Annotated in this window: 7 protein-coding genes; 3 read left to right on the top strand and 4 right to left on the bottom strand. The window is 71.6% G+C overall.

What is annotated here, in order from left to right:
* Positions 1 to 6: 6 nt before the first annotated feature.
* Positions 7 to 3,828: an endo-alpha-N-acetylgalactosaminidase family protein gene (locus tag ABD120_RS03890; protein ID WP_343948276.1), complete on the bottom strand. Its 3,822-nt coding sequence runs from the start codon at positions 3,826 to 3,828 to the stop codon at positions 7 to 9.
* A 145-nt stretch (positions 3,829 to 3,973) separates the two neighbouring features.
* The gene (locus ABD120_RS03895; protein WP_343948277.1) at positions 3,974 to 4,447 is read right to left on the bottom strand and encodes a ribose-5-phosphate isomerase; all 474 of its coding nucleotides are present in this window, start codon (positions 4,445 to 4,447) and stop codon (positions 3,974 to 3,976) included.
* 88 nt (positions 4,448 to 4,535) lie between these two features.
* Between ABD120_RS03895 and def the strand changes: the two genes are divergently transcribed.
* Positions 4,536 to 5,021, top strand: coding sequence for a peptide deformylase (gene def / locus ABD120_RS03900; protein ID WP_343948278.1), 486 nt, complete (start codon positions 4,536 to 4,538; stop codon positions 5,019 to 5,021).
* On the opposite strand, the gene ABD120_RS03905 is transcribed toward def, so the two are convergent.
* Entirely contained in the window at positions 5,011 to 6,429 is a 1,419-nt protein-coding gene (locus ABD120_RS03905) for an aldehyde dehydrogenase family protein (protein WP_343948279.1), read from the bottom strand. The genes def and ABD120_RS03905 overlap by 11 nt on opposite strands.
* A gap of 117 nt (positions 6,430 to 6,546) precedes the next feature.
* On the bottom strand, positions 6,547 to 7,167 hold the full coding sequence (locus ABD120_RS03910) for a mycothiol-dependent nitroreductase Rv2466c family protein (RefSeq protein WP_343948280.1): 621 nt from the start codon (positions 7,165 to 7,167) through the stop codon (positions 6,547 to 6,549).
* 89 nt (positions 7,168 to 7,256) lie between these two features.
* Between ABD120_RS03910 and pepN the strand changes: the two genes are divergently transcribed.
* Together pepN and ABD120_RS03920 are read left to right on the top strand one after the other, a co-directional pair.
* Positions 7,257 to 9,809 carry an aminopeptidase N gene (gene pepN / locus ABD120_RS03915; RefSeq protein ID WP_343948281.1) on the top strand — a complete coding sequence of 851 codons (2,553 nt, stop codon included), beginning with the start codon at positions 7,257 to 7,259 and terminating at the stop codon, positions 9,807 to 9,809.
* Positions 9,810 to 9,937: 128 nt separating this feature from the next.
* The coding region (locus ABD120_RS03920; protein ID WP_343948282.1) for an ROK family protein at positions 9,938 to 10,787 on the top strand (850 nt) is incomplete at its 3' end.

Raw genomic sequence — 10,787 nt, forward strand, 5'->3', positions numbered from 1 at the left:
CGGCCGTCAGGAGCAGCGGAAACGGGCCTCGCCCCAGTCGGCGTGGTCGTTGCCGATGCCGTCGCCGCCGTTGCCGACGACGAGGTCCACGTAGCGTGCGCCGGTGAGGTCGGCGCTCAGTTCGTGGGCCGGGTCCGGCCCGCGCAGCACCGGTGTCTGGGCCTTGGTCACGCCGTCGGCCACCACCGTGAACTGGACCGAGCCGCGCGGCGTGGCCTGCGAGTCGTCCACTCCGACGAACGCGGTGAACGCGGTGCACCGGCCGCCCAGGTAGTAGCGGATCCGGGCGGGCGCGTGGGTGCCGAGGCCCTTGGCGAAGACGCGTCCGCCGATGGTGAGCGGGCGGCCGTCGCCTTCTGCCCGGTCGCCGTTGGACAGGTCGCGTTCGATCGGCCCCCACCCGTTGTCGCCGGCGATCCACCGCAGGTCCGAGGCGAAGGCGTCGGCGGTGGGCGGTGGCGGCAGCGTCTGGAAGACGACCACCGTCTCGGCGCGCCGCTCGCCGTAGGCGGCGACGGCCTTCAACTCGTGGCGGCCGTGCGGGATTCCCGCAGGCGGGGTGACCTTCCAGCCGGTCGTGAGAGCGGCGCCGGGGGCGACGTCGCCACCACCCTGACCCTCGACGATCCAGCCCTGCGGCGCGGTGAGCGTCATCGTGACGGCGGCCGGGGCGTGCTCCAGGTTGGTGAAGACCGTGGTGACGTCGTTGGCCACACCCTGCTCCACCCACGGCGGCGCCGCCGCCCCGACCGACAGGGTCGCGCAGGCGGGCTGGTCGGCGGTCGGGCCGAGGTCCTTGACGGCGAAGTCGTCGAGCACGACGTCCGCGCCCGCCGCCTCGTCACGCAGGGAGTACAGCCCCACCCACATGTCGCCGCACCCGCCGAGGACCCGTTCGGTGAAACGGGCGGTCGAGCGCCGCTCGGGCAACAGCGTGTGGCGGATCTCAGCGGTTTCCGCACCCCTGTCGAAGCCGGTGACCCAGGTGTAGGTGTCATCGAGCGCGTTCTGGTAGGAGAAGGACACCTCGTAGGCGCGGCCGGGCTCGAAGCGCACGGTGTGGGGCACCGTGCGGTAGACGAGCCCCTGCCGTTCCTCGTGCGCCTTCAGCGACCAGTCGCCGGTGAGCACGTCGTCGACGAGCTTGCCCTTCCACCCCTTCTGCGTGTACGGCTCGTGCCGCTCCGCCAGGTGGGTGCGGGCGTCGTAGGTGCCGCCGGCGCCGCCCTTCACGAACGGCCCCCAGCCCGCCTCCGGCGCCTCGAAGCCGGCGTGGTCGCCGTTCGTCCTCACCACGCGGACGTCGTCCACGCGCACCGCGCCCGCACCGCTCTGGGCGGCGATCCGCAGGGTGGCGGGGCCGTCGGGGGCGGTGAAGCGCACTCTGACGCGCTGGAAGTAGGTGTCGCGCTTCTCGTCGGAGGCGATGTGGTTCTTGGCCGTCGAACGGTTCAGCCGTACGCTCTGGCCGCCGATCTCCAGTGTGGTCTCGCGGGTCGCGCCGGGCTCGATCTCGACGAACGCCTCCGCCGCGTACGTCTGGCCCGGCCGCAGGCCGGTGACCCGCTGCTCCAGCGAGGCCGCCTCGCCGCCGCCGAGTTCGGCGTGGCGGTGGCCGAGCGCGTCGACGCGCATGGCGACGGGTCCGGTGGTGTTCCAGGCGCCGTCGCCGTTGAAGCCGGGGTCGCGCAGGCCGCTGCCCTCGCCCCAGGCGGGGTCGGGCTGCTGCGGCGCGGCCTTCGGGTACAGGACGTACGGGACGCCGGGCTCGGCGGTGATGGTGACGCGGCCGTCCACGGGGGTGAGGGTGCCCGCCGCGACGCGGCCCTGCGGCGTCAGCCGGTACAGGGTGAGCGGCCGGTCGGCCTCCCACGTGCTCTGGCCGCCCGCCGGGTTGTAGTGGTACAGCTTGCCGTCCCAGGGCAGCAGGTAGGTGCCGCCGTCGAGCACCTTGCGCCCGCCGGAGAACAGCTCGCGCCTGCCGTTCTTGAAGGTGCCGCGCACGCCGTTCTCGAACACGATCTCGTCGGCGCCCCACCGGGTGATCGGCTGCCGCTGGAGGAACTTCACCGGCAGGTTGTGCTCCCAGATGTTGCGGTAGAAGCCGTTCCAGTCGTTTTCCGCGGTCCAGCCCTCGAACTCGACGATGCGGGCGGCGCCGAGGACGGGGTGGGAGTTCCAGACGTCCTTCTCGTGGTTGCGGATGAACCGGATGATCTGGGAGTTGAGCCCCTTGTTGGTGACTCCGCCGTAGTTGAGGTCGTTGGCCCAGTGGGCCCACAGCGAAGAGCGTTCGAGCTTGTCCGACCACTCCGTGGTCACCTGCCAGCCCTGCTTGCGCAGTTCGGCGAGGGTACGGTCGGCGACCCAGCCGAAGGGCCGGAAGACGTCGACGTACAGGACCGACAGGTTGCCGTCCGTCTCCCCGCGCAGCCGGCGGAAGCGTTGAGCGAGCGTGCCCGCCGTGAGGTCGCGGCGCTGGTCGATACGGTAGGACTGGTCGAGCCAGTTCCATCCCAAGGTGCCGGTGTCGACGAGTGTCTCGCTGAACGACCTGGCCTCGGGGTAGGACTCGGTGGCGTTGACGTGCACGCCGAAGTCGGCGTTCCACTTCTTGCCCGCCTTGAGCAGGGTGTTGAGGTCCTTCAGCCCGCCCGCGCGGGTGTTGTGGTTGCCGCCGTAGTCGGGGTGGGCCGAGTCGTGACCCTCCGACTGGTAGCCCTTGAGCATGGCCAGCTGCCCGAGGCCGTCGGTGGCCAGGGAGATGCGCTTGACGTCGTCGAGGGTGCGCAGGAACGGGTGCGTGGCCTGGCTGCTGAAGTTGAACGGGATGTGCGTCACGACGCGCTCGCTCGTCCGGTCGGCGCCGAGCGCCTTGACGGCGATGCCCCGGAAGGCGACGGCGCCGTCCTGCCAGTCGACGGCGCCGTCGCCGTTGGCGTCGGGCGTGACGACGACCTTGGCCCAGGGCAGTTCCTCGGTGAACGGGGAACCGTCCGCGCGGTGGGTCCACTGGCCGCTCCACACGCCCACGCGGACGACGCCGTCCGAGCCCTTCCTGGCCTGGTGCCACAGGCGGGCGGCGTCCCTGTCCGTGACGCCGGCGGGCCGGTCGTGGACGGAGTTGGTCTCGACGGCGGCGGCGAGCCGGTCGGTGTTGACGATGCCGTACGTCGCGCCGACCGGCTCGTTCTCCGGCGCCGTCGCGGCCGTCACGGGCGCGAAGACGTCGGCGGTGCGCGTGGAGTTCGGGTCGAGGCGGGTGAAGGCGGTGGCCGCGCCCTGCTGGTCGCCACTCACCGACACGAGGTCGTGGCCGGGCAGGTCGATCGTGCCGACCCGGAAGCCCTCGGTGTCGCGGACGGCCTCGACGGCGAAGGCGGTGACGCGTCCCTTGACGGCGATCGACGCGTCGATCTCGACGCCGGGCAGGGAGGGGAAGGTGAGCCGGTACCTGGCCCTGCCGGTGTCGCTGCCGGTCAGTGTCACCTCGGTGGGGCGGGCGGAGCCGTTCAGCACCACGGACGGCACTGCCGTACTGGCACCCAGTGTGGCGCCGGAGGCCCGGTCGGTGTAGCCGAGCACGCGCGGGAAGCCGGGATCGACCGCGACGGACAGTTCGGCGGAGGTGAGCGTGAGCGGCTGGGCGACCCGCGCGGGAGTGGGCGGGATCCGCTGCGCCGTGGGCGCGGGCACGTGGGCGGCGGCGGGTTCGTCCGGCGAGGCCAGTTCGTACGCCGGAGGCGAGCCGGGCGGCGCGGCGTGGGCCGGCGCGGCTAACGCGAGAGACAACAGGACCGCCGGGACGGCGGCGAGTCGGAGGCGCATTCATCTCCTTGACGGAAACGGCGGAACGCCTCCCAGTATCACCCGCTTGACGATCTTCCGGACTCGAAGGTCCAGCGCCCGGTAAAGACCTCAGGCCGACTCGGGGGCCAGGGCGCCATGGCGGCCCCTGGCCCGCTGCGGGCGGTCAGGCTTCGGGAAGCGGCGGGAGCTGGCCGATCGTCTCGTAGGCGGCCAGCTGCGCGATGCGGCGGCTGTGGCGCTCGGCGCCGGAGAAGGAGGTCTGCAGGAACACCTCGGCGAAGCGGGTGGCCTCCTCGGTGGAGTGCATGCGCGCCCCGATGCCGACCACGTTGGCGTTGTTGTGCTCGCGCGCCAGCCGGGCGGTCTCCTCACTCCAGGCGAGCGCGCAGCGGATGCCGCGCACCTTGTTGGCGGCGATCTGCTCGCCGTTGCCCGAGCCGCCGATGACGATGCCCAGGCTGCCCGGGTCGCCGGCGACGCCCTCGGCGGCACGCAGGCAGAAGACGGGATAGTCGTCCTCCGCGTCGTAGATCTGGGGACCGCAGTCGATCACCTCGTGGCCGTGTTCCTTCAGCCAGGACACCAGATGGTTCTTCAGCTCATAGCCGGCATGGTCGGCACCGATGTACACACGCACCCGCTCAGTCTTCCACAGCGGTCCCCCACCATGTCGGAACCGACTAAGGTAAGGACCGCAGACCCCGTTCAACCCTTACGGAGCATCCATGCGCGAGATCCGCAGGCTCGGTGACCCAGTCCTGCGCACCCCCGCCGAACCGGTGACCGACTTCGACCGCGAGTTGCGCAAGCTGATCGACGAGATGTTCGAGGCGATGTACTCCGTCGCCGGGGTCGGACTGGCGGGCCCGCAGATCGGCGTGCCTCGGCGGCTGTTCGTCTACGACATCAGCGGGCGCAAGGGACACGTGGTCAATCCGGTGCTGACCGTGGACGACCCCGAGCCGGTCCTCGACGGTGAGGGCTGCCTGTCGGTGCCCGACCGGGTCACCGGGCGACCGCAGTACGCCGAGACGCCCAGGGCCGCCGGGGTCACCGTCGAGGGGTTCGACCGGCTCGGGCGCCCGCTGCGGCTGAAGGCGCGCGGCGGGCTCGCGCGCTGCCTGCAGCACGAGACGCAGCACCTCGACGGCAAGCTGTTCTTCGATCTTCTCGACCGCTCGGAAGCCCGCCGGATCATGCTCAAGGCGTAGCCCGTCTCAGGTTCATCGTCTTCAGCTCAAGGTACTCGTCCATGCCGTGCTCGCCGAGTTCGCGGCCGAGACCCGACTGCTTGTGGCCGCCGAACGGCGCCAGCAGGTTGAAGCGGCCGCCGTTGACCGAGACCTGCCCGGTGCGCAGGCGGCGGGCCACGGCGAGAGCCTCCTCGTCGGTGCCCGCCCACACCGCTCCGGCCAGGCCGTAGCGGGTGCCCTCGGCGATGGCGACGGCCTGGTCGACGGTGGTGAACGGGATGATCGACAGGACCGGGCCGAAGATCTCCTCCTGCTCGATCGTCATGCCGGGCTCGACGGCGGCGAAGACGGTGGGCTCGACGTAGTAGCCGCGCGGCAGCGGCGGCTCGGTGCCTCCGGTGAGGAGCCTGGCGCCCTCCTCCTCGCCCCGGTTGATGAAACGGACGACGCGGTCGCGCTGGGCGGCCGACACGAGCGGGCCGAGCCTGGTGCCCTCCGCCATGGGGTCGCCGACGGTGTAGGTGCGCGCGACGGCGACGGCCCGCGCGACGGCCTCGTCGTACTGGTCGCGGTGGACGATCATGCGCGACCAGGCGGAGCAGGTCTGACCGGAGTTGACGAAGCAGTGGGCGACGCCGGCCTCGACCGCGACGTCGAGGTCGGCGCTGGGCAGGATCAGGTTGGCGGACTTGCCGCCGAGTTCGAGCGCGACCCGCTTGACGGTCTCGGCCGCCAGCGAGGCCACCCGGCGACCGGCCGCCGTCGAGCCGGTGAAGGAGACCATGTCGACGTCGGGGTGGGTGACCAGTGCCTCGCCGACCACCGGTCCGCGCCCGCTGACCAGGTTGAGGACGCCGGGCGGCAGCCCGACGTCGTGGAAGACCTCGATCAGGGCGTAGGCGGCCAGCGGGGCGACCTCGCTCGGCTTGAGCACGACCGTGCACCCGGCGGCCAGCGCCGGGCCGATCTTGGACACGATCTGGTGGAGCGGGTAGTTCCACGGCGTGATCGCGGCGACGACGCCGACGGGTTCCTTGACGATCAGGCAGTCGCCGAGCCGCCGCTCGCGCGGGTGGGTCACGGCCAGTTCGGCGAACGACTCCAGCACCTTGACGGGTCCCAGGGTCTGGGTGCGGTGGGCGAAGGGGTACGGCGCCCCGACGTCGAGGGCGATCGTGCGGGCCACGTCGTCGGCGCGCGCGGTCAGTAGTTCGGCGGCCGAGGCGAGGATCTTGCCACGCTCCGCCAGCGTGGTGCGCGACCAGGCGGGCAGCGCCGCGCGGGCCGCTCTGACCGCCGCCTCGACGTCGTCGGGCGCGCCTTCGGGCACCCGGTCGAGGATCTCCTCGGTGGCGGGGTTGACGACGTCGATGCTCGCGCCTGACACGGAGGCGGTCCAGCGACCACCGATGTAGTTCTCCCGCATATCCCCATCCTCGCGCGCCGGCCATCGTGGAAGGAGGTCGGCACAGACCGTGGCGAACGTGACCCCCAGGGTACGGCTGGGAAGCCCGTGCCCACCGGGGTTATCGGGAAGAGCGGGTCAGTCGAAGACGGGGCGCTTGGTGCGGGTGCGCTTGAGTTCGAAGAAGTCCTCGAACTCCGTGACGGTCTGGACGCCGTCCCACAGCCGCCCGGCGTCCTCGCCACGCGGGACGCGGGTGATCACCGGGCCGAAGTAGGCGTTGTCGCCGACCCGGATGATCGGGGTGCCCACCTCCTCGCCGACCAGGGTGATGCCCTCGTCGTGGGAGGCGCGGACGGCGTCGTCGAACTCGGTGGACTCCATGGCGTCGGCCAGCGAGACGTCGAGGCCGAGCGCCTCAAGGGACCGCTCGGCGATGGTCCGCAGGCCGTCGCCCTTGCGGTCGCCGTGCTCGTTGTGCAGCCGGGTGCCGAACTCGGTGTAGAGGCCGCCCACCACGTGGTGACCGTACTTGTCGTCGGCGGCGGCGATGACGCGCACCAGCTCGATCGCCCTGGCGATCAAGCGGCGGTATTCGTCGGGGATGTCCTTGTCCTCGTTGAGGACGTTGAGGCTCATGAGGTGCCATCGGATCTCGACCGGACGGACCTTCTCCACCTCGACCAGCCACCGCGAGGTGACCCAGGCGAACGGGCAGAAAGGGTCGAACCATAGGTCCACGGGAGTCTTGTCAGCCACGACTGCCCATAACCTGGGAGCACGCTGGGCTATTCCCCATGGGAACATTCAACGCATGCCCCGAAGAAGTGGTGTAGAGGAGTAAAGACTTGGCAGGCAACCTGACCCGGGACGAGGCCCGCGAGCGCGCCCGGCTACTCAAGGTCGAGTCGTACGACGTGGCGCTCGATCTGACCGAAGGCGAAGACCGCTTCGAGAGCGTGACGACCATCAGGTTCGCCGCTCGCCCCGGCGCCTCGACCTTCGTCGACCTTCACGGCGCCCGCGTGCGCCAGGTCACGCTCAACGGCACCGACCTGGACGTCTCGGCCTACGACGCCGACAAGGGCCGCTTCCCGCTGACCGGCCTGGCGGAGGACAACGAACTGCGCGTCGACGCCGACTGCGCCTACACCCACACCGGCGAGGGGCTGCACCGTTTCGTCGACCCGGTCGACCGGAACGTCTACCTGCACAGCCAGTTCGAGACGGCCGACGCGCACCGCATGTACGCCTGCTTCGACCAGCCCGACCTGAAGGCCACCTTCAAGCTGACCGTGCTGGCACCGGCCGGGTGGGAGGTCGTCTCCAACGCCGCCCCGGACACGGTCGCCGACCTGGCGCCGGAGGGCGGCAGGCACGGGAGCGTGCAGGCTGCCAGGAAGTGGGAGTTCCCCGCCACGGCGGTGATGTCCACCTACATCACGGCGCTGGTGGCCGGGCCGTACCACAAGGTGACCGCCGAGCACGACGGGATCCCGCTGGGCCTGTACTGCCGGGCGTCGCTGGCCGAGCACCTCGACGCCGACAACATCCTGGAGGTCACCCGGCAGGGCTTCGACTTCTTCCACAGGGTGTTCGGCGTCCGCTACCCGTTCGGGAAGTACGACCAGCTCTTCGTGCCCGAGTTCAACGCCGGGGCCATGGAGAACGCCGGGTGCGTCACCTTCCTGGAGGACTACGTCTTCCGCTCCCGGGTGACGGACGCGCTGGTCGAGCGCCGCGCCGAGACCATCCTGCACGAGATGGCGCACATGTGGTTCGGCGACCTGGTCACCATGCGCTGGTGGGACGACCTGTGGCTGAACGAGTCGTTCGCGACCTACATGTCGGTGCTGTGCCAGGCCGAGGCCACTCGCTGGGGCCAGGGCGCGTGGACCACGTTCGCCAACGTCGAGAAGTCGTGGGCCTACCGCCAGGACCAGCTGCCCTCGACGCACCCGATCGCCGCCGACATCGTCGACATGCAGGCCGTCGAGGTCAACTTCGACGGCATCACGTACGCCAAGGGCGCCTCGGTGCTCAAGCAGCTCGTCGCGTACGTGGGGCTGGAGAACTTCCTGGCCGGGGTGCGCGACTACTTCAAGGACCACGCCTGGGGCAACACCGAGCTGAAGGACCTGCTGGCGGCCCTTGAGCGCACCTCGGGCCGCGACCTGTCGTCGTGGTCGAAGGAGTGGCTGGAGACCTCCTGGGTCAACACGCTGCGGCCGTCCTTCACGGTCGGCGAGGACGGGCGCTTCGCGAGCTTCGAGGTGCTCCAGGAGGCTCCGGCCGACTATCCGACGCTGCGCTCCCACCGGGTGGCGATCGGCCTGTACTCCGCCTCCGACGGGGTGCTCAAGCGGGTCAAGCGGGTCGAGCTCGACGTCGTCGGCGCCCGTACGGCCGTGGCGGAGCTGGTCGGCGAGGAGCAGCCCGACCTGGTGCTGATCAACGACGACGACCTGACGTATGCCAAGATCCGCCTGGACGAGCGGTCGCTGCGCACGCTGGTCGAGGGCGGCATCACCCGGTTCGCCGAGTCGCTGCCGCGCGCGCTGTGCTGGTCGGCGGCGTGGGACATGACCCGCGACGGCGAGATGTCCACCCGCGACTACGTCCAGCTGGTCGTCTCCGGCGTGGGCACGGTCACCGACCTCACGGTCCTGCAGACGGTGCTCAGGCAGGCGCGGATGGCGGTGCAGCAGTACGCCGACCCGGCCTGGCGGCCGGAGGGCCTGGCGCTGCTGGCGAGGACGCTGCGTGAGCTCATCGGCTCCTCGGCGGCGGGCTCCGACTACCAGCTGGCGTTCGTGCAGTCCCTGGCGGCGGTGGCGGTCTCCGGCGACGACCTCGACTTCGTGCAGGGCATCCTGGACGGCTCCGCCGTACCGGAGGGGCTGAGCGTCGACACCGACCTGCGCTGGACGCTCGTCCACGCGCTGGTGTCCGGCGGCCGGCTGGGCGCCGCCGACATCGACGCGGAGCTGGAGCGCGACGCCACCGCGACCGGTGAGCGGTCGGCGGCCAGTTGCCGGGCGGCGATCCCGACCGCCGAGGGCAAGGAGGCGGCCTGGGCCGCGATCGTGGGCGGCAAGCTGGCCAACGCGCAGTTCCGCGCGACGATCAACGGCTTCCAGGACCCGCACCACCCCGAGCTGCTGGTGCCGTTCCGCGAGCGGTACTTCGCCGAGGTGAAGCGCCTGTACGGCGAGTGGTCGTTCGACTCGGCGCAGGGGTTCGCGGTCGGGTGCTACCCGGCGCTGCTCATCGAGCAGGCGACGGTGGACGCGACGCGCGCCTACCTGGCCGGTACCGAGGTGCCGCAGGCGCTGGAGCGCATGATCCTCGAAGGTGAGGACGGGGTGCGGCGCGCGCTGCGCAACCGCGCGAGCTTCTAGCCGTTCTCCGCGAAAGCCCCCGGCCGGGTCCGCCCGGCCGGGGGCTTTCGCGTGTGCGGGTCTTGACAGGGGCCGGGTCCGGCCTCATATTTTTCAGCACTAACTTTACTTCCAAAGAAAGTGGGCTCATGGCAGGCACGGACCGGGGCGACCTCACCAGGACGGCGATCCTCGCGCTGCTCGGGACCGTCGGCCCGCTCAGCCGGACGGAGATCGCGCGCGAACTCGACCTCAGCCCCGCCACGGTCACGCAGCTCACCCGCGAGCTGATGGGCCACGGCATGCTGGAGGAGCTCGACCTGCGCCCCTCCAGAGGCGGGCGGCCCGCCCAGCGGCTCGGGCTGGTCGGCAGCGCCGGGCGCGCGCTCGGCGTCAAGGTCACCGCCGACCACCTGGTGATCGTGGACGTCCGCCTCGACGGCCGGGTGCTCGGCTCCTGGGAACTGCCCTACGACCCCGCGCCGGTGGGCAGCCTCGACGCGCTGGCCGACGCGGTCGCCTCGGTCGTGGCCGCCGCCGAGGCCGGTCCGCCGCTGCTCGGCGTCGGCGTGGGCGTGCCCGGCAGCGTCGAGGACCAGGCCGTCGGCACCGTGAACGCGCCCACGCTCGGCTGGCAGGCCATGCCGGTCGGCGAGCGGCTGCGCCGCCGCCTCGACCTGCCGGTGCTCGTGGAGAACGACGTCAACGCCCTGGCGGCGGCAGAACGCCTGTACGGCAGCGGCCGCACCCACCGCGACTTCCTCGTCCTCACGATCGGCAGGGGCGTCGGCGCCGCCATCGTGGCCGACGGCCGGGTGTACCGGGGCGCCAGGGGCGGCGCGGGCGAGTTCGGCCACTTCCCGGTGGCGGAGGGCGGACCGGTGTGCGGCTGCGGGTCCACCGGCTGCCTGGAGGCGCTCGTCGGGGCGGCCGGGCTGCTGGCGCGCTCGGGGGCGGCGAACGTCGAGGCGCTCGGACGGGCGGCCGACACGGGCGACG

Source organism: Nonomuraea longicatena (assembly GCF_039525605.1).
Classification (GTDB): Bacteria; Actinomycetota; Actinomycetes; order Streptosporangiales; family Streptosporangiaceae; genus Nonomuraea; species Nonomuraea longicatena.